This window comes from Vibrio penaeicida, assembly GCF_030689305.1.
Taxonomy (GTDB): Bacteria; Pseudomonadota; Gammaproteobacteria; order Enterobacterales; family Vibrionaceae; genus Vibrio; species Vibrio penaeicida_B.
The window spans coordinates 271239-294469 of the sequence record NZ_JAUYVM010000001.1 but is presented as its reverse complement, the minus strand read 5'-3'; the positions used below and the strand labels follow the sequence as shown (position 1 = coordinate 294469).

The window sequence follows — 23231 nt, the reverse complement described above, 5'->3', positions numbered from 1 at the left end:
ATATGAACAGGTTAGAAAGTCTTATTGAAGAACACTTGTCAGATTTTCCAGACTTTATTTATTATTTACCTATCATAGATAAAGCTAATAAAAATCAATATCGACACCCAGATATTACTATTGAATGTTGCAATTCATTGATACAGGGTATTTGTAAAACAATTATATTAAATTTGGACTTAACCAGTTCTGAAAATGATTTTAAGAAGAAAGACACTCAAGATATTATTAAACCCGCATTAAAACTAATCAGAGCTGGTGATGATGTATACGAAAATGACTTTGCCACTAGAGCTGCATCCTTAGCTTTAGCCATATCAACTTTACGGAATGCTCGAGGGGATATTTCACACGGGAAAGCTGTACCCAAATTGATATCTAGTAATCTTGAATTAGCTCGAACTGTTAAAGAAATTACATCATCTCTATTGTCATATACGCTAGCTAGTTATTATTCAATATGTTTATCTCTAGAAACAGACGAAGACGAAGAATCTACCACTATACGTTATGACGAGAACTCTGATTTCAATGATTACCTTGATGAGCTTTATCCATTAGACGGAAGAGTACTTTATAGTGAAGCTTTATACGACAAATACTATGATGATTACGAAATTCAGTTAAGTGAATATCAGGAAGACACACTGGATGAGGGAAGCACAGAATGACACACGATATCCGCTGGATACAGCGCTTACAAAACTGGAACCGCGCCTTAACGCAGCTAAACAAGTTTATGCAGCGAGACTCGTTAAATGAGTTGGAAGAGCAAGGGCTAATTCAGTCATTCGAATATAACCATGAACTAGCGTGGAAAACCCAGAAAGACTACCTGGAAGATCAAGGATATGACGAGCTGTATGGTTCTAAAAACGTGGCCAGAAAGGCGTTTGAAGTAGGGTTGATCAATAGTGGAGATGTATGGCTAAATATGATTAAAAGCCGCAACTTAAGCTCCCACACCTACAATCAGGATGTGACGCAAGAGATTATCAACGCCATTACCGACGATTACTTTGAACATTTTTGCGATCTCAATCAGAAGTTAAATAAATTGGCAGAAAAAGAACTATCGGACAAACAGTAGATGAATAAATACGGTCTTCCTACTCAGCTTATCAGTCAGATTCAAACCATCGCAGCCCACTATCCCGAGGTGGAGGCGGTGGTTTTGTACGGCTCCAGAGCTAAAGGCAGTTATCGCGAAGGTTCTGATATTGATTTGACACTAAAAACCAATGATAAAGAGCGGAAAAACCTGCTGCTTAGTATCAGTAATCAGTTAGAAGAACTGGACTTTCCTTATCAGCTCGATATTTCTCTGTTTCGTCATCTCGACAACCCTTCTCTTATTGATCATATTGAACGTGTTGGTATTGAGCTATATAACCAACAGAGTTATCAACGTCTGCAAAAGGAAATTATCAGACAGAAACGTATTAGCGAACAAGATGAACTAATAAATATGAGTGATAACACTACCGGATATCAAAGCGAAGCCCAATTAGAAGAAAGCCTACTCCAGCGCTTGATTGGTCTTGGCTATGAACGTATCACCATCCAAAACTCAGAAGAGCTTCGTCAAAATCTTAAACAACAGCTAGAGCGACACAACAAAATAGAGCTAAGCGGTGGTGAGTTTAATAAGATTGTCAACTTCTTGGATAAAGGTAACGTGTTTGGCCGGGCAAAAACGTTGCGAGACCGCTATAACCTGATCCGTGATGACGGCGCTTCTGTTTATATCCAGTTTTTTAATACTCTGCACTGGTGCCAGAACCAGTATCAAGTCACCAGTCAAGTAACTCAGCAGGGTAATTACCAGAATCGTTATGACGTGACTTTGCTAGTGAATGGTTTACCACTGGTACAGGTAGAGCTAAAACGCCGTGGAGTAGAGCTAAAAGAAGCCTTTAATCAGATAAACCGCTATCAGAGACATAGCTATTGGGCAGACAATGGTCTGTTTAACTATGTACAGTTATTTGTTATCTCTAATGGTGTGAATACCAAATATTACGCCAACAATCGCAAGCAAGATTTTAAGCAAACCTTCTTCTGGGCCGATGAAGATAATAACCTTATCACTCAGCTAGACGACTTTGCCGATGCTTTTTTAGAGAGGTGTCATGTCTCTAAAATGATTGCCAAATATATTGTGCTGCATGAGTCAGATAAAATTCTCATGGTATTGCGTCCATACCAATACTATGCCGCTGAAACCATTGCAGATAGAGTAAAACAGGGACAGAAACATGGCTATATCTGGCACACCACAGGCAGCGGTAAAACGTTAACCAGCTTTAAAGCGGCGCAACTGCTGACCGAAATGCCCAAGGTCGATAAAGTGGTGTTTGTAGTAGACAGGGCAGACCTTGACTACCAGACTACCCGCGAGTTTAACTACTTCAGTTCCGGTAGTGTTGACGGTACAAATAATACTAAGGCTCTGGTGGATCAGATGGCTGGTAAGAGTCCACTGATTATCACCACAATTCAAAAACTGAATACAGCGATTAAAAAGCCTAAGCATGAAGCCGCCATGCAAGACCTGAAACAGAAGCGAGTGGTGTTTATTTTTGATGAGTGTCATCGCTCCCAGTTTGGTGAAACCCATAAAAATATCGTCCAGTTCTTTGAAAAGGCACAGATGTTTGGTTTTACCGGTACCCCAATCTTTAAAGAAAATGCTGCAATCAATGTGTTCGGAAAGCGCACGACAAAGGACTTGTTTCAAAAGTGTCTGCATAAGTACGTGATTACCAATGCTATTGCCGATGAGAATGTACTGAAATTTTCCACCGAGTATTGGGGCAAGCTAAAGCGCAAAGATGGGACGTTAATCGATGAACAAGTAGCTGCTATTAATAAAAAAGAATTCTTCGAAAACCCCGATAGGCTGGAAAGCATTGTTGATTGGGTGATCCAAAACCACACTCGAAAAACTCATAACAGGCAGTTTTCCGCCGTGATGTGTGTCAGCAATGTGGACATGCTGATCCAGTATTACGATCTATTTAAGAAGAAAAAACAGCAAGGCGAACACGATCTAAGAGTGGTGACCTGTTTTACCTACAATAGCAACGAACCAGATGCGGACGCTAACGGGATGATCGACGAGCCCGATTTTGATATTAGAATCGATGATCCGAGATCCAAGCATTCCCGTGATAAGCTGCAAGCGTTTGTCGATGACTATAATGTCATGTACAACACCAAGCATTCAGTTAAAGATAGCAAAGCGTTTTACACCTACTACAAAGATATCGCTAAACGGATGAAAGAGCGGGATAAAGAGTCTTTTCAAGACAAAGACCGTGCTGATATTCTGCTAGTGGTGAATATGTATCTGACGGGGTTTGATGCTAAAAAAATCAACACTCTGTATGTCGATAAAAACCTAAAATATCACGGTCTTATTCAAGCTTATTCCCGAACTAACCGTATCTTGGGTGAATTAAAGTCACAAGGCAACATCGTTTGTTTCCGCAACTTAAAAGACGCCACTGATCAAGCGATAAAACTGTTCTGCGATACCGATGCTAATGAAGATATTTTAATGGCACCATATGAAGACTATGTTACCCAGTTCAATCTACAATTACAAAGCGTTCAGAATCTGGCTGCCACACCTCAAGAGGTAGATAACCTTATTGATGAAGAGCAACAATTAGCCTTTGTTAAGTCGTTTCGACAGCTTATCCGTACCCTGAACAAACTGAAGCCTTTTGCTGACTTCGACTGGCAGGATTTAAATCTGTCAGAGCAGATGTTTGAAGATTACAAAAGTAAATATCTAGATATTTATGATCGTGCTCGTCAGGAAGCACAGGAAGCAGCCTCAATACTGGAAGAGGTCGACTTTGAGTTAGAGCTTATTCACCGTGATGAAATTAATGTCGCTTATATTCTTAAGCTACTGGGTGAGATGGAAAGAAAACGCCGAGCGGAAGGAGATAGTGCTGATACTGAAAAAGCACGCCAAGATATTCTAGCAATGCTTGGTAATGAAAGCCAGCTACGTAGTAAGCGGGATTTGATTGAGCGCTTTATCGATGATTACATGACAGATGTGCCGGATACAGATGATTTATCCGGTATTTTCTCAGGTTACTGGCACCATGAAAAACGTAAAGCAATTCATGAGTTTTGTCAGCGGGAACAGTTAGATAAAGATGGAGTCAACGATCTGATAGAGGCTTACCTTTTCAGTGGTAAAGATCCATTACGGGAGCAGATATTCCAGTATTTGGCTTACAAGCCTAAGTTGATGGAGCGAAAGAAACTATATGATCGCTTATTAGGTCAGCTAAAAGAGATTATTCATAAGTATGAAGACGACACAGGCAGCTTAACGATAGCAGAAGATCCTGAGGAATATTCCTCAGCCCCCCTATCATCCTTTGCTCATAGAGTTGGTGATAGAGCGATCTATTTTAGTGATGAGGTTCGCTTGTCATCTAACGTTAAAGAGTTGGCTCGATTTTCTGTAAAACTGAACAACCCTTATGAACAAAATATTGCGAGTTTGGTAGGTTACGAACCAATGAATAACCTATTAGCACGTGGAGTTATTAGTGACGAAATGTTGACTAACTACATACAAATAACTATAGCGTTTCAACAGAATTTCACTAGTTACTATTCAGATATTTTTAGCAATGAAGATGAGCGAGGTCATTTATTTTGGTCTTTGAGTGAAGTTCGGAAAGGAAGTGAAGTTTACGAGTTTGTCCTAAACTACTGGCACATAGCTCTAGGAACGATAGCTACAACTGGAGTGGTAATAAATTGGGTAATGAACTTTCTCAAGAACTACCCACAAGCTGCTGAAGGTTTCGAACATCTTAAAGCTGATTTGAAGAAGGAGTTCAGAAATGAACAAAAAGATGTTGCTGGTGCGGTTGATACCGATATTTCGACCTCGATGATAATTACTGAGGATCTGGAGCAGGAGTTTAAGAAACTAGTCCGAAAGCAGTAAGGCATAAACCAGTTAAATCTCACAATATTTGTAACAGTTGATTTAGCTAAAAAACGCGGAAATGACATTGGTCATAAAAATAGCATGTACGAAAGAGTGTATATCCTCGAAAATCGATTGACTATAACTCATTGTTTTTTAATGGGATGTCTATTATTCCTGATATCCTCACTCCCATTCTTTAAGAAAAGACGCCTTTAGGCGTCTTTTTCGTTTTTGGGCTTATTCCTAAACTTCCTCAAATACCTAGGTAACATAGTTTCATTACCTAGCAATCCACCTTGGTGGATGTAGAGTAACGTCCCGTGCTGTTCCTGTGAGTATTCTCGCATTAAACAGCGCCACATTAGTGGGTCGTAGAGCAGGTCGAATTCGATTTCGGTTTGTTCTTTTAGTTTTTTCCACATATCAAAATCGGCTTGGTAGAGTTTGCCAAAGTGGTGCTTTTTTCCTGTATTTAAAATATGTGGAAACTGTTCTTCGTTTAGCGATTGCCATTGTTGCATTAGGTATTCATCGCCGCCAACGCATGCGCAGGTGACTACTCGAATATTGTGCTTTTCTAAGTGCTTATTGAGGTAAAGAGAGGTCGTCCCCGTACCGGAAGGGAGGGCTACGGTAAGGGAAGCAATGTTTGCTTCTTTTTTCCAATCCAATATTTCATTTGCAAGCTGCTTTACGCCATATTCTGCCAACTCGCTTCGGCCACCTTCTGGAATAAAAAGGCAACGGTTGTCGGGCTTTCTGATCTCTTTTATGTAGCGCTCGCTATTTAGTGCATTGTCTCTGTCGCGTTCCAATTGGCTTACATCAATAATCTTTGCCCCTAAATCCAGCGCTGCGCGGTAGTTACCTTTGGGGTTTTCTAATACATAAGACGGGATATGATCCACGTAAAACTCGAAGCTCCACCCTTTTAAGTGGGCGAGTGCGGCTAACGAATACAAAGAGTTGGCTTGAACAGAACCGTGCCCAATAACCGTTTTTACTTCTGGGTATTCGGTGTTCAGCAGCTGCATAAATTTTCTGGCTTTGTTGCCGCTGAATTGTGGATGAAGGAGTTCATCTCTCTTTAGGTAAAAAGTAATGTCATCAACGCAGTGTTGAGTAATTGGGCTGGCTTGAAGTTTCATAGCGATATGGGTGTTGCGATAAAGCTGTAGTCTAACAGAATCTTGTTTCTCATTGAGAGTGGCATTGCAAAGTGATCCTCGCAACTTCATACGACTTGGGTATAATGCAGCCTTCGTGCATTTTCTTTTGTGCGACACAGACTTTTACCCAAAGTTAGATGCTTGATTTCATTACCGCCCAAACGCCCAGTCTGCATGTTGACAGGTTTTCATGTCGATAGGTTTGCTTGCTATTCGTTTAGCTCGCAGCCAGCAAGATTAGGAGGGCGCATTTTCATAGAGCATCAGGGGTATTGGAATTGAAATGAATGACATAAAGAATGAACTTACTTGATTTTGATATATCTCACGTAAGGGATTTGAATTGATAGAGGTAGAGAAGTGAAGCTAACTTCGAAACATTTGTGGTTCTTACTAGGTGCAGCCTTGCTAATAAGGCTTGTGTCTTTGGGTATTATGCCGCTGATGGATACAACGGAAGCTCGATACGGTGAGCAGGCTCGAATTATGGTGGAAACCGGTAACTGGTTAACGCCTATGTTTGATTACGATGAGCCATTCTTGGGCAAACCGCCGATGTTTACTTGGCTGAGTGCTGTGGGCATTGAAGTTTTCGGTGTATCAGAATTTGCCGTTCGATTCCCTCATTGGGTTGTCGGAGTTCTAACCATCGCTTTGGGATGTTTTTTTGCAAAACGTGTTGGCATTAATCCGCTAAAAACCGCGGTAGTCATGGCAACCATCCCTGTATTCTCTATCTCATCTGGCGCTGTCATGACGGATATGGCGCTAACGTTCTCTCTAACGCTCGCCATGATAGGGTTCTTCTTTTGCTGGCGAGGCGAAAAGATATGGGGCTACATCGGGTTTGCTGGGTTAGGTCTTGCACTATTGGCTAAAGGGCCGATGGCCATCGTATTGATGGGGCTATCCGTTCTTCCATTCCTGATTATTCAACATGGCTTTATCGGCGCGTTCGTACAACTTTGGAAGCGTTTTCCAATCGTTGGCGGCTTAATCCTAATGTGTGTGATTGCGCTGCCGTGGTACATCTTAGCCGAGCAAGCAAACCCAGGGTTCTTAGAATACTTTATTGTAGGCGAACACTTTAACCGATTCCTTGTGAGCGGTTGGGAAGGGGATCGCTACGGTAATGCACACGACGAACCAAGAGGCATGATATGGCTATTTTTGATGTTGGCGGCTCTGCCTTGGTCTATTGTATTGCCTCTGCTTGCGGTTTTTCGATTCACAAGACTGAAAGAAAAGTTTGCTGAATTACCTGGGGTATTTGTATTCCTCTTGTTCTGGGTACTCTCACCACTCATTCTATTTACGTTCTCGGGCAATATTCTTGCTACCTACGTTCTGCCAGGTATGCCCGCGTTTGCGTTATTAGTGGCGTATTTAGCAGAAGATAAAGTGAGTTACAAGGCTACATACTTTAAGTTCATTGCGATTACAGGGCTGATTATTACGTTGGTATCCGTCTATGTGGCAAGCGAACTTAAGAATGATGCGATCATTATGTATGTTGCTGCTGTTGCGCTTGTTGTTTCTGGCATTGCGTTTATGTTCCGAGGGAAACAATTTACGTTCAACTGGTTTACGTTTACTTCGTATATCTCGCCAATCATTCTGATTATTGCTATCTGTGTAGTGATGTTCAAAACAGGTAATGAGCGTAGCGACAAAATGCTGTTCATCGATATCGATCACAGTAAGCCTACGTTCTATGTAGAAGGCGGGCGACCGTTCTCTGGTCAGTACTACAGTTTTGGTCAGGCGAAGCGAATGCATACACTGGATCAACTGAAAGGTCATGAGAATGGGTATTACATCGTTGGGCCTAATGAGCGTATCGGAAACTTTGTAGAGAAGTACAACTTGTCTTGTACGTTCGAAGTAGCATCGCCTAAACGCTCGCGTTACCTGTGCCAGTGATTTCTCAGCTTAAGGCTTTGCAGCATAAACTATTTCAGCATCGGCTGTTTAAGTTTGCCTTTGTTGGCGGTATCGGCTTTTTAGTCGATACCGCGGTATTTTCGCTTCTGTATTATGTTGCAGAAATGCCGATATTTTCTTCGCGTGTTATCGCGTTTGTTTTAGCGGCAACCGCGACATGGGTTGGAAACCGAGTACTGACGTTCAGTGACAGAGAAAAGTCCAATAAAGCGAAGCAGTGGCAAAAACACATGGTTGCGGCGGTCTGTTCTGCGATACCCAACCTAGGTGTGTTCAAACTGGTAATCGCCGTTTTTGGCGATCAAGGAGCCATGCCTTTTGTGGCGCTTGTCGCGGGAATTTTAGTTGGAATGTTCAGTAACTACTTCTTGAGTTCGAAGTGGGTATTTGCCGACAAAGAAACCAGTTAATGAAGGCCTAGCTGTAAGCCTTAACTCTGAAAAAACAAATAAAAATGCGACCAATTGGTCGCATTTTTTGTCTCTGGCTCCATCAATAACAATACTTGTACCTTTCTAAGTATTATTGATGTGCCTTAGCGCGATGTTTCTGTTTGTTTTTTGGCTTGTTAGAGTCAGCAGATTGATGCGCTGGTTTACCTTGTCCTTTGGACTTCGGCTTGGTAGAAGGCTTACCCTTTCCATTTTCTTTACGGCTATCAGGCTTACGGATATCGGGTTGATTCTTGGTATGCTTGGTCGCAAAGCGGTTTGCACCATGCCTACCTGAACGGCGGCGCTGCGCAGGCGTTTTCGAGTCGAGATCTTCCGCTGGAATCAAGCAGCCAGGTTTATCGCCAATAAGGTGCTTTTTGCCCATGCTGATCAGTGCTTCGCGAATGATTGGCCAGTTAGCTGGATCATGGTAACGAAGCAGCGCTTTGTGTAAGCGTCGCTGCCTTTCTCCTTTAGCAACGGGGATATCTTCACGTTGTTTGTATTTCACTCGCTTGAGTGGATTGGTTTCCGAGTAATACATGGAGGTCGCATTACACATCGGTGACGGGTAGAAGTTCTGGACTTGGTCGCACTCAAAATTATTCGATTTTAACCACAGTGCCAAGTTCACCATGTCTTCTTCTTCAGTACCTGGGTGCGCAGCAATGAAGTAAGGGATCAAATACTGTTTTTTCCCTGCTTCTTTACTGAACTTTTCAAACATTTCTTTGAATCGGTCATAGGTGCCCATGCCCGGCTTCATCATCTTATCTAGCGGGCCTTTCTCTGTGTGCTCGGGCGCTATTTTCAAATAGCCACCTACGTGATGCGTGACGAGCTCTTTCACGTATTCTGGAGATTCGATGGCTAAGTCGTAGCGAACGCCAGACGCGATCATGACTTTCTTGATGCCTTTTACCTTGCGCGCTTCTCGATACAAATCGATGGTGTGCTTGTGGTCGGTGTCTAGCTTATGGCATATCCCCGGGAATACACAGGAAGGTCTTCGACAGTTCTGTTCTGCACGTGGATCGGAGCAACCTAGGCGATACATGTTGGCCGTTGGTCCGCCTAAATCGGAAATGGTACCGGTAAAGCCTGGGACTTTATCGCGAATTTCTTCCATCTCGTTAAGAATCGACTCTTTCGAACGGTTCTGAATGATACGTCCTTCGTGCTCTGTTATCGAACAGAAAGAGCAGCCGCCAAAACAACCACGCATGATATTGACCGAGGTTTTAATCATGTCATAAGCGGGGATCTTCGCATTACCATACATAGGGTGTGGAACGCGGGCGTAAGGCAGCCCAAACACAAAATCCATTTCTTCTGTTGTCAGTGGAATCGGCGCTTGGTTCACCCAAAGTTCGCGATCTCCGTGCTTTTGAATGAGCGCGCGACCGGAATATGGGTTAGTTTCCAGGTGCATGATTCGGCTGGCATGCGCGTAGAGAATACGGTCGTTTTTCAGCTTTTCGAAAGGGGGGATTCTCACTGCGGTGGTTTTTGCATCGTGCCTTGAAGGTTGAATAGTGACAGCTTTGGCTACCTTTTCTTCTTCCTTCGGCTTTGTCTCACATTGAGTTTCTACCTGGTAAGGGTTCGTTGGAACGAACGCTTTTCCCGGCTTTTCAATGCGAGAAGAATCAATAACTTTGAAATGCTCTGGGGCAGCAGCTAGGTTTACTGCTGTGCCACGAATGCTAGTGAGAGTGGAAATATCTTCGCCATTTGCCAGCCTATGAGCCACTTCCACTAACGCTCTTTCCGCGTTACCAAACAATAGAATATCGGCTTTAGCATCGAACAAAACCGAACGTCTAACTTTGTCTGACCAATAATCGTAGTGCGCGATACGACGAAGGCTCGCCTCAATGCCACCTAAAACGATGGGGGCGTCTTTGTATGCCTCTCGGCAACGCTGAGAGTAAACCAAGGTTGCGCGGTCTGGGCGTTTTCCACCTTCATTATTCGGTGTGTATGCATCGTCGTGACGAAGCTTTTTGTCTGCGGTGTAACGGTTGATCATTGAATCCATGTTGCCCGCGGTAATACCAAAAAAGAGGTTTGGTTTACCGAGTTTCATGAAATCGGATTTATCTTGCCATTCTGGCTGAGCCAAAATACCTACACGAAAACCTTGTGCCTCTAAAAGGCGTCCAATAATAGCCATACCAAAACTTGGGTGGTCGACGTAAGCGTCACCAGTGACGATGATGATATCGCAACTGTCCCAACCAAGTGCATCCATCTCTTTTCTACTGGTGGGCAGAAAAGGGGCGACACCGTAACATTCAGCCCAGTATTTTGGATATTGATCGATTGGAGTGGGTTTGTTGTGCATTTTTTGACCTCAGCGTTAGGAGGCGGGAATTATAGCGACATAAAACCTTCCTGACTAGGTTATCATTTTACATGAGAATCATTCGTATTTATGACGCTGTAGGGCTTACGCATAAAGGCTCAATCGATATTTCATACCTGCTAAGAAAGGTATTGATTTAGCCTTGAAAACAGTTGTTCTTGGTGCTCAGAAATACGTGCAATTACACTAGGATCCGGAAGCTGATTTTGGGATTTTACCTGTTTTTCAATTTCATCCATCAAAGTGTAAAGGTTGTGCGCACCAATCTGGCTACTTGTCCCCTTCAAGGTATGAGAGTGGACTTTTATTTCACTGACATCTCCGTTATCAATGGCAGAGATAAGCTGGTGAATTTGTTCTGGAGTTTCCTCCATAAAAGCACTGAGCACGACGTTTAAAGCGCCTTTATCGTTGAACATCATATGCAGAGCTTCACGTTCATCCCATATAGGATCATTCTGATCGCTTACGGCACTGTGTTCATTCATGCTGGTACTGGAATTTAAAGGGTTTGAGGAGATTGAAGAGTTTGAGTGGTTTGAAGAGAAATTAAGCCATTTTGATAACACCGATTCTAAGCTCTCTGGGTTAACGGGTTTGCTTATGTAATCGTTCATGCCTGCAGCAAGACATTTTTCCATATCACCCTTCATGGCGTTGGCTGTCATGGCAATAATTGGAATGCTTTTGTAGTTTTGTCCCGCTTCTCCGTCTCTGATCGCCATTGTGGCTTCATATCCATCCATTTCAGGCATTTGGCAATCCATTAAAATCAGTTGATAGGGTATGGAAGATTGCAACGATTGGAGAGCCGCGAGACCGTTTCCAGCAATATCTGATCGGATGCCTAGGTTTTCAAGCATTCCTTGTGCGACAAGTTGATTGATATCGTTGTCTTCTACCAGCAGGATTCGGTTTTGTGCTTGTTTCAAATGCGGATCTGTGACCACGTGTTGCTCATGTTTTGATTTCGACTCGCTTGATGTTAAATATTGAGAATCGAATGCTGTTTCGTGAGGTAAGTTTTCCATTGTAGCGTCACCTTCTCGGAGCTGAATAGAGAAAGAGAAGGTAGAACCTTGTCCTAGCTGGCTAGAGACTTCTAACGACCCACCCATCAGTAAACACAGTTGTTTCGTGATGGAAAGACCCAAGCCAGTGCCGCCAAATTGACGTGTGGTTGAGGTGTCGGCCTGTGTAAAGGCATCAAACAACACACTTAGCTGCTCTTTCTTAATGCCGATTCCTGAATCCGTTACCGAGCACTGAAAGACTAAAAGTTCGCCTTCGGCTTTCGTGAGTTGAGCATCAACTTTGATTTCACCTTGGTCGGTGAACTTGAAAGCGTTACCCACTAGATTATTCAATATTTGAATAAGCCTTGTTGGGTCGCCTTTTACCAATGGAGTAGAAACATTTTGAGTATCTAAATGGAAACTGATTTGTTTTTCTTGCGCTTTGATAACACTGATTTCTTTGAATCGATTAAGCAACTCTAATAGGTCGAAATTTACTTCTTCCAAATCTAACTTTCCTGCATCGATTTTGGAGAAATCTAAAATATCGTCAATGATGGTGAGAAGAGATTTGGCACTGGATTGAGCCAAATTTAGGTAGTGGCTCTGACTATCGGTAAGCTCATTTTTATTAATGAGATCTAACATGCCTAGTACACCATTCATTGGAGTTCGTATTTCATGGCTCATATTGGCAAGAAATTCACTTTTGGCTTTTGCCGCTTCCACGGCTTTGTTTTTTGCATCCAATATTGTTTTTTCATACTCAATTTGATCGGTGATATCTCTAAAACTCCATACTCGCCCTACAAGTGTTCCTTCTTGCAACATTGGGTGAGAAATTCTCTCTATAATCTTCCCATTTCTAAGTTCTAACGTGTCGAACGAGCGCTCAAGGCTGCCAGCATTTAACTGATCAGGGGAGAGTGTGAATGAAGATGGGTCAACAAGCTGAGAGCGAATTTGGTGAACGAAACTCAATGAACCACCTTCTTGGGTGTACAAGCTTGGAAGCTGCCAAATTTGACAGAATTGCTGATTCAATTTTAGTTAGTGGCCATGTTTGTCGGTGACAAGCAGCCCGTTCTCAGCTGAGTGCAATATGGTTTCCATTAAAGACACGGTTTCTTTCAGCTTTTCTTCCGATTCTTTAATGTTGGTTAAATCCTCAACGGACACAAAAACACCCGCGACTTCTCCATCTACTATATCTGGCAAATATGTTGCTCTGATATGCCTAGATTGCCCCAATCCAGCATCTATTCGGCTTTCAAATTGAGTTTCTTTACCTGCCAGACTTTGCTCTAGATAAGGGAGAACTTCATTGAATATTTTTTCTCCAAGTATGAGCTTTATATGCTGATTTAAGATTTCATTTTCCGGTAACCCAAACCAATCTTGGTAAGCTCGGTTTACAAACCTGTAGTGAAGATCTTTATCGACATAAGAGAACAATTGGGGAGCGTTATCGCTAATGCCTTTGATGTATTTATTTGCTTCAGAAAGCTGCAGATCTTTGATTTCTTTTTCTTTGAGCGCTTCTTTACGGGCGAATATTTCTTCATTAAGGCGCTCAATGGACGTGGTTTTGGATTGCAGGCCATCCACCATTCCGTTAATCGCTTGTCCCAGCTCCGCGAGCTCATCTTTCCCAAGCGAAGGAATGTTGATATCCAGATTGCCTTGTCCAATATGGTAAGTCGCTCGGTGCAACAAAGCGAGACGGTGCAAAACCAGCTTTCTTAGGAGTACAACAATAACCGTGGCGATTACGAAGCTGCCTGTGATAAATGAGAGTAAAACGAATTGATTCGAGTCGTAGATAGGTTGAAAAGCTTTGTCTTTATCATAAACAACCACCGCTTTGAGCGCTGCACCTGTACGATCTAGTATTTTACTTGCCGTCAGCTCGGAGTGGCTTTGTACGTACGTTTTCCCTTGTGAATAGGTATTGTTAGAAAGAAGAAGATCGCCTTGCGCATAGGACGCGTAGATTTTATCTTCCATGTCGGTGAGTAAGACGAGCTTAAGCGGTCGGCCTGCGTTGATGATGGACTGATTGACTTCTCCGAGTAAGTCGTAGGCAATTTGAGTCCAATTTGTTGAGATGATGACTTTACCTAAACTCCGGCCTCGTATCTTAATTTCAGCTATAAACCATTGCGATAAGTGCTGGTCTAACCCTAGTGTAGGAAGGTAAGGGTCGTAGAGAATGTCGCTAATGACGGTTTTGCCTTCTTTGGAGCCCTTGTACATAGGGTGCTGAGTAACACTTTCCAGCAACAGCCTTTCTCCGTTAATTTTATTGCCTTCCGTGTCGACGGTGGACGTGGCAAATACGGTGTTTTCCTCATCGAGAATTAATATGTAATTTATTAACGGGTACACCTCTAGCAAGCTATTCAGTATCTGGTTAATCCCTCTGTTTTCCAGTAAGTCGAGTGCTTTCGCTATGTCTCTGTTTTTAGAGATGACGTTAGCCATCGCAATGTTGCCTTCAATGTTTGTATCTAGGCGCTTCAGTGCGTAGCTAGAGTCTAGAGCCATCTCATTGTATAAGCGTTCAGACATCTCGGATTTTGTGTTGGATACCAGTAAATATCCCATTACAGCCATGAGAATACTGAGTGTCGTAATGACAGTAAAAACAACCTTAGTGGTGAGTTTCATTCGTCGACCCAAATGAGTTGATCACGAATGTCGACTGAAACGGATATTCCCATCATGTTTATTGCTCTTGTATTAACCATAAAGAGCGGTGGATCTTGGAGCTCGGATTGAAGTTGCGTTGGTGGCACATCATTAACTAAGATCTGTCCTGCTTTCTCACCTGCCATTTTCCCAAGCGTATAGAAATCGGCGACGGGTCCAAAGGTAGAGCCTTTCAAAATGCCGGATTTATTGGAGCTTAAAATCGGAATTTTGTGTTGATGAGATAGAGTAATGAGTGCTTCTTCCCCTCCCGATTGCATAAGGGTGTCAGTGGTGGTCATAAAAACATCGACCTTACCTAGTTGGTCCATGGCCAGTTCAGATACGTGATCTACGCTTGTTGCTGCCAAAATTTCTACCGCAATCCCTTCTTTTTTCATTAGCCGTAAAATATTGGAAGCCTGGATTTTAGAATTAGGCTCTCCCTTACGGTGAAAAATCGCTATTTTTCGAGTCTCTGGAAGAACCTTTTTAAGTAGAGCGACATAGTGTTTGTTAGACACATAGTTACTGGTGCCAACGAGGTTGTTGCCTGAATAATCGAACGAATCTATACCCAAGTGACCTCAAGGTGCAGGATTCAGAGCCTCATATTCTGTTTCAATTCAAGGAAAAGAACGCTGTGGAATGACGAGTCCTTTCCAAGTTCTTTGACGATGAAGTGAGGCAGAATATGGGCTCCCAAGGGCGAGTTTAACTGGCTTGCATACTGCGTTAGCGATTCTTGATTTAGAATGACTAGATCTTCAAATCGATGCCTTGCCTGAAAGCCAGTTAATTCTCGCTGAAACAAGCATCTTGAGGTTACTTGGGTATATCAACCCTGAATCGGCCGGATAAGTCACAATCGAAAATACAATTGGTGTGCTTGTCGGCAGTACGTTCTTGATGATGGTTGTGCCCGGAGTGGTCAATGAGTAAACCAAATCTGGTCGAGCATCTTTGATTTTGTTGGCGACTTTGGTTTGTAATTCTTTGTTAGCACCTGTTTTGCCCATAATGAACGAGGCGTTTTTTCCTTCCTGTATTCCATATACGGCAAGCCCAGCTTTAAAGCCAGCCACGCTATCTGGATAACCGCTCCATGTTGCTAGCCCAATCACGTAATTCACGTTTACCGTTGTAGCAAAAACCTGGCTCGGTGTGATTATCCCAAGTGATATGACGATGAATGAAATTAATACAATGTGTCTGTTTGACCATTGGAGAATGAGTGCATGGCAATAATAAGTATATGGTTTTGGTTGAGCTGAATTGGAACGTCCCATTGATTATTTCTCTTGTCATTTGTTCGATGGACACGAGTGGCTTTAGAGCTAACTGCCTAAAGATAAGGCTAGGAGAGATTGAGGGTGTTTCAAGTGTGAGGAGCAAAGAAACGCCAATATATTGGTGAGCGATTTTTGCGCTTTTATGAAAAGGGAGTGACATCACACAACAGTAGCTAATTTGGATGAATTGCTTTTTTTTCAAACAAATGTTGATCCAGTCACGCCCGATTATTTAAGAGTTTGCTTGAATGTAATAAGAGTTCTTAGTTGCAATGTAAGGGGTTGCATATAATATGAACACATCTCTAATTTCAGTGTTGAACGCTATGAGTATTTCCAGTGGGGAAGAAGGGGAGGTGCAGGGTTATAAAGCCGCAAATTGGCGTTGGAATGCCAGTAGTGACGAATTTCAGTTTCTAGACCCCTTTTTAGTCGAAAGTATTTATAGCCAGTTTAAAGTTCAGACTATTGCTGATCTTTTGAAAATAATGCCAGTAAACGATAAAAAAATGCTGGTAGGCGCGCTTCAGTCAACGCATGAATGCAATTCGAAACACTCTATTTTCTGTGTTCTAACCCCAACGAAAGGGTTACTTATTTATTGTGAAGTCGAAGTAAGTCGGGCAGAAGGTGATGTTCTTTTGGGTTATATCCGACCGTTGTTCTACTTATCTTCTATGTACGAAATCGGGCAAATTTTTCAAGCGATATTTGAGAACCGGCACCATGGTATTGTTATCACCGACAGCGATACTCGGATATTGGCTTGCAACCCTTATTTTATAGAACGTTCGGGCTATCAATTTAATGATCTGTTGGGCAAAAAAACGAGCCTGTTCAACGCAGGAAAACACAGTGATACCTTCTTTGAAGAAATTTGGCGATTGATTCATAGAGAGGGTCACTGGAGCGGTACCATTTTGTCGAAGCGAGCAAATGGTCAAACAGAGCCTCAAGATCTCACTATCCAGAAAGTGGAGATGGCGAATGGTAAAACATATTTCGTGGGTTTTACTGTCGATTTATCCAATCACTTGTACCGAATTGCCGATACGGAATATGGTGGGATTGAACTGCTGACGCAACTTCCTAATGAAGATGAATTCAAATCAAAATTAGCCAACATTGTTAAACATTACAGCCATTCTCATACCATTATTGTTTTGGCAATAGAACCTGCGTTCGATGATGACTCAACGTTAGAGCAGAGGGTTGCGTTTTCGAACGCGGTTGCTCAGGTGGATGAGCAATACCTTTGTGGCTACAAAGGCGACAACTTGTTTGTGTGCGCACTAAAATGCGTCAGTTCTGCCAATAGGGTTAGGGCTATCCATAGCGAGATCAGGCGCTTCATGACGGCTATTCGTCAGTTTGGTAACGAACATCTTTTCAAGCTCGTCACAAGAGGGAAAATTGGCGTATCTGTTCTTGGGCATGATACCAATAATCCTAAAATGTTGGTTACTCATGCGACTCAAGCGATGTTGGAACAGCATTCGAGTAAAAAAGGGTACAACATTAGCTTCTTCGACCGTTCTATGCATGAAGAAACGGTTCGAAGGAAGAAGCTCGAGGAGCTTTTGACAGATTTTATCAAGAAAGAAAACATCGACGTGCACTTTCAGCCTATTGTTTCCACTGAAACCTGGCAAGTCATTAAGTTTGAAGCACTTTGCCGCTTTCCTTCTGTTGAAGGGCTCCAATATACACCTCAAGAAATGATCAATATAGCTGAAGACCTGAACCTTGTGTCGACCCTAGATAAAATTATTGGTTCCAAGTCGTTGCATTATCTTGAAAGAATTCATCGTCACTTTGGCAAGCATGTGGGGATTACGATAAATCGATCTCTTAATACCAAAATGAGTGCGCAACAAGTGCTAACAAACACTCTAAATATGGTCGAGGAGTCGGGTGTTGACCCTAAATTGGTGACCATTGAACTCACAGAAAGTGCCTATTTTGACAGTGAAGATTGCCATATACAGGCATTGAAAGCACTGAGACAAAGAGGCGTTAAAGTCGCGATTGATGATTTTGGTACAGGGTATTCGTCTTTTACTTACTTAAGCAATGGCCACTTCGACTATCTTAAAATCGATAGAGAATTCATATTCGATATAGAAATAGGCACACACAAATACTTCATTGTGAAAATGCTGGTGGATCTTTCTCATACCCTAGGCGTTAAAGTGATTGCCGAAGGTGTTGAAACCATACAAGAAATTGAAGTGCTTACTGGGTTGAATGTGGATTACATACAGGGCTATTACTTCTCAAAACCCGTTTCTATTGATGATATTGAAACAGCACGTCACTACGTGAAAAAACAGAACGAATTGCGTCGCTTTTCTTTACCCAAGCAGGGGGCAGGAATACTGAGCTTGCATGAACAAATGTCACCATTTTTAGAACCCAGTACGGCACTGAGTGAAGTGCATGAGATTTTCCTGCGAACAGATTTAGAAGCCATGGTGGTGACAGACAGCTTACATTGCGTTGGGGTGATTGATAGGGAAGTGTATAACCTTCATATGACTTCAACGTTTGGTACTAAGTTAGAAACGCAACGCGATACGCAAATTCTAAAACGCAAGCTTAGTCAAGTTATGAAAACGAAATTTACCGTTCTTAGCCACGCGACGTTACTTAAAGATGTTCCAGCACTTGTTAAAAAAGGCGTCCCATTGCCTTGGGTGATCGCCGGAGATAAAGGAGAATGTTTAGGCATAGTGACCAAGAACAAAGTGCTCAAGTTTTTAGCCAGTTGAGGTTATTAGGGTGTAACGTAAGGCTAACGAGTTGTTAAAGGTGGTTACTTGGATAATTAGAGTCTGTTATTATCCGTGCCACAATTTTGAATGACGTAACTCTGCCTAATAATGCTTGATTATTTTCTCGCTCAATTGCTTCCGATGACACTAGGGGCACAATTGGTTATCACTTTAGTGCTGCAAAAAGGGAACATTTGCCCAGGGCAAAGAGGCCGCTTGCATAAACTTTTGCCTGCCTTCATCGCGTTATGGATAGCCACAGCGACCATTAGCTTGCTTGGATTGGTCACAGCCGGCGTGTTAGTTGCGTTTTATTCTAAAGTCCAAACGGGAAAAACACGTGAAACGGGCTCTTTCCACATATTGAATTTATCAGCATTGAGTGGATTGATAGCACTCGCACATGTGATAGCGCAAAGTTTCACATTTTGGGGTGGGGTCAATGTTGCTATTTCTGGCATCTTGTTAGGTGCGGCATTTGCGCAGCTTATGTTGGTAGTTTCTCGCTCTCGATTACAAGCCTTCCATCGTATATTACCTATTACCGGTATCGTCAGCGGAATGCTCTTTGCCGTCGTCTCATTAGTTCAGGCATACCAGCTTCCTCCTGAAGCCATAGAGCACTTTACCACTCAAATTTTAGCGGGCTTTGCGATGTTAATCACTGCGCTCCTAATTTGGTGCTGGCATATGTTGTTTAACCAAACGCCAACTAAAATTCAGTTGAGTGTGGCAGTGTGTTGTTTACTTGCATCACAATTTGGGTTCCAGTCTCTAATATAATACTTCCATCAAATAGCACTTTTCCTAATAGACGCTAACCTTTTAGTAGGTAACCTGAAAAGGGGAAAGTGCCATGGATCTGAGTAACATCACCAACCTCGATAGCATCATATTGCTGGGCATAGTGAACGAAAAATTGCGTTTGGAATGCGATAGTTTTGAAGAGTTGATTACGACCTATGAAATGGACGTTGAAAGCTTGGTGAGCAAGCTGGATGTGGTGGGCTATCAGTACGATCCACTCACGAACCAATTTAAATCTTACGATCGATAACGCGAAAAATTCGAAACCCAAATGGCTTATCCACTTAGGCTCGGGGTTTTGAATTTCAGGGTTTGGGTATCCGATTTTCGCTACGCTAACTTAATCCCTTCAAGATGACTTTTGCATTGCTGTCGAGCAGTGTTGAAGAACGCTTGTAGGTACCTTTTTTTGCTTTCGCTGCTGCGAGTGGCTGCAAATAGCCTTCTCCAAAGCCCATCCGACAGTGGCTTACTTGTGATCAACCCTTGCCGTGAAAACTCAATGACCGCCCAATTTGGTAAAGCGGCGACACCTAACCCAGCAGAAACCATTTGAACCAGCATTAACGTGTTATCGCACTGCTTCCATTTAGCGGGCTCGACGCCTGCTGGCTGAAGGAAATGTTTAACAATGTCTAACCTTTGCTTTTGCACAGGGTAGGTAATGATCGTTTGATCGGCTAAATCGTGCGGTTGAATACTTTCCAATTCTGCAAGTGGGTGGGTGGTTGAAGTCACTAATCTCATTTCAAAATCAAACAAAGGCTCATAGTGCACTTCTGATTTTGGCTGAATGTCGGAGGTAATGACCAAATCGAGCTCCCCTCCCATCAATGCCGGTAGTGGTTCGAACCCAAAACCGGAAGAAAAATCCAATGTAACGCTGGGCCACGCGAGCTGATATTCCTTTAGAGCGGGCATGAGCCATTGAAAACAGGAATGGCACTCAATGGCCATGTGCAACCGACCATTAACATCTTCCTTAAGACTGGCGAGTTCACTTTCTGCCATCGCTAGCCTAGGCAGAACTTCGTCGGCGACTTTGAGCAGTATTTCGCCTTCAGAGGTGAATTTTACAGGTCTTGTTTTACGCAAAAAGAGCTGCCCACCAATGCGCGATTCTAAATCCTTTATCTGATGAGAAAGTGCCGACTGCGTTAAGTGCAGGGCGGTTGCTGTTGCTGTTAGTGATCCGGTATCCCTTAATGATGTCAATGTTCTCAGATGCTTCAATTCAATCATGAGCTTCTCTCACTTTTCCATGTTCTCTATGACATATGTTCATAAAATACGAGCTTTTGACCTCTTTGTAAACGTCTAGATGGCTAAATAAAATTTAAAACATGAAAAAAAATAATAAACAAGTTGAATAAATGGAATTTGCTCAACTAGGCGATTCGAGAGATATTTTAGCCATCCAGACTTCTTAAATTTATGTGCAAGGAATAATAACTATGGCAACGACTAAGACTCATATCCTCGGCTATCCACGTGTTGGTGAGAAACGAGAACTAAAATTTGCGCAGGAAAAATATTGGCGAGGTGAAATTTCACAGCAAGAGCTTAAGGAAGTGGGCAGCGAATTAAGACAGCGCCATTGGAAAGATCAAACCGAGAGTGGGCTGAGTTATGTAGCCGCAGGTGATTTCGCATGGTACGACCATGTACTGACTACCAGTTTACTATTGGGGAATGTCCCTTCACGACATAAAGAAGGTTTCCCAGATCTCGATACACTGTTCCGCGTTGGTCGCGGTCAGTCACAATCCAGTTGTGGTTGCGGCTCTGCAGCATCCGATATGACGAAGTGGTTCAACACTAATTACCACTACATTGTTCCTGAATTCAGCAGCGATGCTTCATTTGAAGTGAGCTGGCCGCAGCTTTTTGAAGAAGTAAACGAAGCCATTCAAGCTGGACATGAAGTAAAACCAGTTCTTCTTGGTCCGGTAAGTTACCTGTTCTTGGGTAAAGAAGTTGAAGAGGGGTTTGATCGCCTTACACTCCTTCCACGCCTTCTTACAGCTTACCAAGCGATTTTAGCGAAACTGGCAGAGCTAGGTGTTGAGTGGGTTCAGATTGACGAACCTATCCTTGGTCTAGAGTTAGACAAACCGTGGTTGGATTCATTTAAGCTGGCTTACCAAGTTATTCAGAGTGATGTAAAACTTCTTCTGACCACTTACTTTGATTCAGTAGAAGAACATTTCGATTACATCACCGCACTTCCAATTAACGGTGTACACGTCGATCTTTCAGCGGCACCTGAGCAACTAGACGCGGTCGTTAACAAATTGCCTGAAAACTGGGTGTTATCTGCTGGAGTGGTCAATGGACGTAACGTTTGGCGTGCAGACGTGAATGCTTGGTTGAAAAAGCTGCAACCAGTGAAAGAAAAACTGGGTGAAAATCTTTGGATTGGCAGTTCTTGTTCTTTACTGCACAGCCCAATCGATCTTGAACTCGAAACTGAGTTAACCGAAGAAGTGAAAAGCTGGTTCGCGTTTGCGAAACAAAAGCTGAGCGAAGTTAGCCTGCTTGGTGCTGCTTTAAATGGTGACGAGAAAGCCATCGCAGAATGTGAAATTTACAGCCAACCGATTGTTGCCCGTAAAACCGCGGATCATGTGAACAAGCCTCAAGTGAAAGCACGAGTTAACGCCATTACAAGTGAATTAGCTAACCGCAGTGCTCCATACGAAGAACGTGCCCATCACCAAGCAGAAGTATTGGGGTTACCTCTGCTACCAACCACGACAATCGGTTCATTCCCTCAAACCAGCGAAATCCGCACGCAACGCAGTGCATTCCGCACCGGAAAATTGTCGGAAGCCGATTATGAAGCCGCGCTGAAAGGTCACATTAAAGATGCGGTCGAGCGTCAAGAAGCATTAGACCTTGATGTTCTGGTTCATGGTGAAGCCGAGCGTAACGACATGGTGGAGTATTTTGCGGAGAATTTAGCGGGTTTCCAAACGTCCAAGTTTGGCTGGGTTCAAAGTTACGGTTCTCGCTGCGTTAAACCTGCGATTGTTGTTGCTGATATTGAGCGTGAAAAGCCGATGACCGTTGAGTGGTCTACTTATGCTCAGTCTCTCACTAGTAAGCAAATGAAAGGCATGCTTACAGGACCGGTTACGATTTTGTGCTGGACGTTCCCACGTGAAGACGTTACCCGTAAAGAAATTGCGCAACAGTTAGCATTTGCATTACACGATGAAGTGAGTGACTTACAGGACGCGGGGATCAACATTATTCAGATTGATGAGCCTGCGATTCGCGAAGGGTTACCACTTAAGAAGCGTGACCATGAAGAGTATCTAAACTGGGCGGTTGAATCCTTTAAAATTTCTGCGGCCAGTGCAAAACCTGAAACTCAGATTCACACCCACATGTGTTACAGCGAGTTTAACGAGATCATTGAATCTGTTGCCGCGTTAGATGCCGACGTTATCACCATTGAAACTTCTCGTTCAAACATGGAATTGCTGAAAGCATTTGAAGAGTTCAACTATCCAAATGAGATTGGACCGGGTGTATACGACATCCATTCACCGAATATTCCAACAGAAGAGTGGATGGTTGATCTACTTGAAAAGGCGGCGGCGAAAATTCCAGCAAAACGACTTTGGGTGAACCCAGACTGCGGATTAAAAACACGTAACTGGGAAGAAACCGAAGCATCACTTAAAAACATGGTAAATGCGGCTAAAACATTGCGTACTCAATGGCAATAACCGCCGATCTCTTCATCTAACCAAAAG

16 protein-coding genes are annotated in these 23231 nt (G+C 42.9%); 9 read left to right on the top strand and 7 right to left on the bottom strand.

Going from position 1 to position 23231, the window contains the following annotated elements; translation table 11 throughout:
- Positions 1 to 2 precede the first annotated feature (2 nt).
- From Q8W40_RS01240 to Q8W40_RS01230, 3 genes are read left to right on the top strand one after another with little or no spacing between them, the layout of a single operon-like run.
- Positions 3 to 671 (top strand): hypothetical protein, encoded by a 669-nt coding sequence (locus Q8W40_RS01240; protein ID WP_305395540.1) that lies wholly within the window; start codon positions 3 to 5, stop codon positions 669 to 671.
- On the top strand, positions 668 to 1090 hold the full coding sequence (locus tag Q8W40_RS01235; RefSeq protein ID WP_305395539.1) for a nucleotidyltransferase substrate binding protein: 423 nt from the start codon (positions 668 to 670) through the stop codon (positions 1088 to 1090). Before Q8W40_RS01240 ends, Q8W40_RS01235 begins: the two co-directional genes overlap by 4 nt.
- Complete coding sequence (locus Q8W40_RS01230) at positions 1091 to 4987, top strand: type I restriction endonuclease subunit R, EcoR124 family (RefSeq protein WP_305395538.1); 3897 nt, start codon at positions 1091 to 1093, stop codon at positions 4985 to 4987.
- 197 nt (positions 4988 to 5184) lie between these two features.
- Here the strand turns inward: Q8W40_RS01230 and Q8W40_RS01225 are convergent, their stop codons facing one another.
- Complete coding sequence (locus tag Q8W40_RS01225; protein ID WP_305395850.1) at positions 5185 to 6120, bottom strand: 1-aminocyclopropane-1-carboxylate deaminase/D-cysteine desulfhydrase; 936 nt, start codon at positions 6118 to 6120, stop codon at positions 5185 to 5187.
- Positions 6121 to 6501: 381 nt separating this feature from the next.
- Between Q8W40_RS01225 and Q8W40_RS01220 the strand changes: the two genes are divergently transcribed.
- Both Q8W40_RS01220 and Q8W40_RS01215 read left to right on the top strand, forming a co-directional pair.
- A complete protein-coding gene (locus tag Q8W40_RS01220) occupies positions 6502 to 8064 on the top strand; it encodes an ArnT family glycosyltransferase (protein ID WP_370693352.1) in 1563 nt (520 codons plus the stop codon).
- Complete coding sequence (locus Q8W40_RS01215; protein WP_224055358.1) at positions 8055 to 8495, top strand: GtrA family protein; 441 nt, start codon at positions 8055 to 8057, stop codon at positions 8493 to 8495. Before Q8W40_RS01220 ends, Q8W40_RS01215 begins: the two co-directional genes overlap by 10 nt.
- A 112-nt stretch (positions 8496 to 8607) precedes the next feature.
- On the opposite strand, the gene Q8W40_RS01210 is transcribed toward Q8W40_RS01215, so the two are convergent.
- The 5 genes from Q8W40_RS01210 to Q8W40_RS01190 form a co-directional block, all read right to left on the bottom strand.
- Entirely contained in the window at positions 8608 to 10866 is a 2259-nt protein-coding gene (locus Q8W40_RS01210) for a YgiQ family radical SAM protein (RefSeq protein ID WP_305395537.1), read from the bottom strand.
- A gap of 140 nt (positions 10867 to 11006) precedes the next feature.
- The gene (locus Q8W40_RS01205) at positions 11007 to 12884 is read right to left on the bottom strand and encodes an ATP-binding protein (protein ID WP_305395536.1); all 1878 of its coding nucleotides are present in this window, start codon (positions 12882 to 12884) and stop codon (positions 11007 to 11009) included.
- A gap of 69 nt (positions 12885 to 12953) precedes the next feature.
- Positions 12954 to 14573 (bottom strand): PAS domain-containing protein, encoded by a 1620-nt coding sequence (locus Q8W40_RS01200; protein WP_305395535.1) that lies wholly within the window; start codon positions 14571 to 14573, stop codon positions 12954 to 12956.
- A complete protein-coding gene (locus Q8W40_RS01195) occupies positions 14570 to 15175 on the bottom strand; it encodes an ABC transporter substrate-binding protein (protein WP_305395534.1) in 606 nt (201 codons plus the stop codon). Before Q8W40_RS01195 ends, Q8W40_RS01200 begins: the two co-directional genes overlap by 4 nt.
- Positions 15176 to 15361: 186 nt before the next feature.
- Positions 15362 to 15883: an ABC transporter substrate binding protein gene (locus tag Q8W40_RS01190; protein WP_305395533.1), complete on the bottom strand. Its 522-nt coding sequence runs from the start codon at positions 15881 to 15883 to the stop codon at positions 15362 to 15364.
- Between the two features lie 296 nt (positions 15884 to 16179).
- On the opposite strand from Q8W40_RS01190, the gene Q8W40_RS01185 reads away from it, so the two are divergent.
- From Q8W40_RS01185 to Q8W40_RS01175, 3 genes are all read left to right on the top strand, one after another.
- Positions 16180 to 18657, top strand: a complete 2478-nt coding sequence (locus Q8W40_RS01185; protein ID WP_305395532.1) for a sensor domain-containing phosphodiesterase — start codon at positions 16180 to 16182, stop codon at positions 18655 to 18657.
- Between the two features lie 219 nt (positions 18658 to 18876).
- Entirely contained in the window at positions 18877 to 19443 is a 567-nt protein-coding gene (locus tag Q8W40_RS01180) for a hypothetical protein (RefSeq protein ID WP_305395531.1), read from the top strand.
- Between the two features lie 73 nt (positions 19444 to 19516).
- Positions 19517 to 19717 (top strand): DUF4250 domain-containing protein, encoded by a 201-nt coding sequence (locus Q8W40_RS01175; RefSeq protein WP_305395530.1) that lies wholly within the window; start codon positions 19517 to 19519, stop codon positions 19715 to 19717.
- Between the two features lie 80 nt (positions 19718 to 19797).
- Here Q8W40_RS01175 and Q8W40_RS01170 read toward each other — a convergent pair whose 3' ends face one another.
- Positions 19798 to 20709 carry a LysR substrate-binding domain-containing protein gene (locus tag Q8W40_RS01170; RefSeq protein WP_101112175.1) on the bottom strand — a complete coding sequence of 304 codons (912 nt, stop codon included), beginning with the start codon at positions 20707 to 20709 and terminating at the stop codon, positions 19798 to 19800.
- 212 nt (positions 20710 to 20921) lie between these two features.
- On the opposite strand from Q8W40_RS01170, the gene metE reads away from it, so the two are divergent.
- Positions 20922 to 23204, top strand: coding sequence for a 5-methyltetrahydropteroyltriglutamate--homocysteine S-methyltransferase (metE, locus tag Q8W40_RS01165; RefSeq protein ID WP_305395529.1), 2283 nt, complete (start codon positions 20922 to 20924; stop codon positions 23202 to 23204).
- Positions 23205 to 23231 lie beyond the last annotated feature (27 nt).

What these genes read in the sequence shown, in the direction of transcription:
- Q8W40_RS01240 (WP_305395540.1), top strand. Translation starts at nt 3, where the DNA reads ATGAACAGGTTAGAAAGTCTTATTGAAGAACACTTGTCAGATTTTCCA.
- Q8W40_RS01175 (WP_305395530.1), top strand. Translation starts at nt 19,517, where the DNA reads ATGGATCTGAGTAACATCACCAACCTCGATAGCATCATATTGCTGGGC.
- Q8W40_RS01210 (WP_305395537.1), bottom strand. Translation starts at nt 10,866, where the DNA reads ATGCACAACAAACCCACTCCAATCGATCAATATCCAAAATACTGGGCT.
- metE (WP_305395529.1), top strand. Translation starts at nt 20,922, where the DNA reads ATGGCAACGACTAAGACTCATATCCTCGGCTATCCACGTGTTGGTGAG.
- Q8W40_RS01190 (WP_305395533.1), bottom strand. Translation starts at nt 15,883, where the DNA reads ATGGGACGTTCCAATTCAGCTCAACCAAAACCATATACTTATTATTGC.
- Q8W40_RS01170 (WP_101112175.1), bottom strand. Translation starts at nt 20,709, where the DNA reads ATGATTGAATTGAAGCATCTGAGAACATTGACATCATTAAGGGATACC.
- Q8W40_RS01235 (WP_305395539.1), top strand. Translation starts at nt 668, where the DNA reads ATGACACACGATATCCGCTGGATACAGCGCTTACAAAACTGGAACCGC.
- Q8W40_RS01200 (WP_305395535.1), bottom strand. Translation starts at nt 14,573, where the DNA reads ATGAAACTCACCACTAAGGTTGTTTTTACTGTCATTACGACACTCAGT.
- Q8W40_RS01185 (WP_305395532.1), top strand. Translation starts at nt 16,180, where the DNA reads ATGAACACATCTCTAATTTCAGTGTTGAACGCTATGAGTATTTCCAGT.
- Q8W40_RS01225 (WP_305395850.1), bottom strand. Translation starts at nt 6,120, where the DNA reads ATGAAACTTCAAGCCAGCCCAATTACTCAACACTGCGTTGATGACATT.
- Q8W40_RS01230 (WP_305395538.1), top strand. Translation starts at nt 1,091, where the DNA reads ATGAATAAATACGGTCTTCCTACTCAGCTTATCAGTCAGATTCAAACC.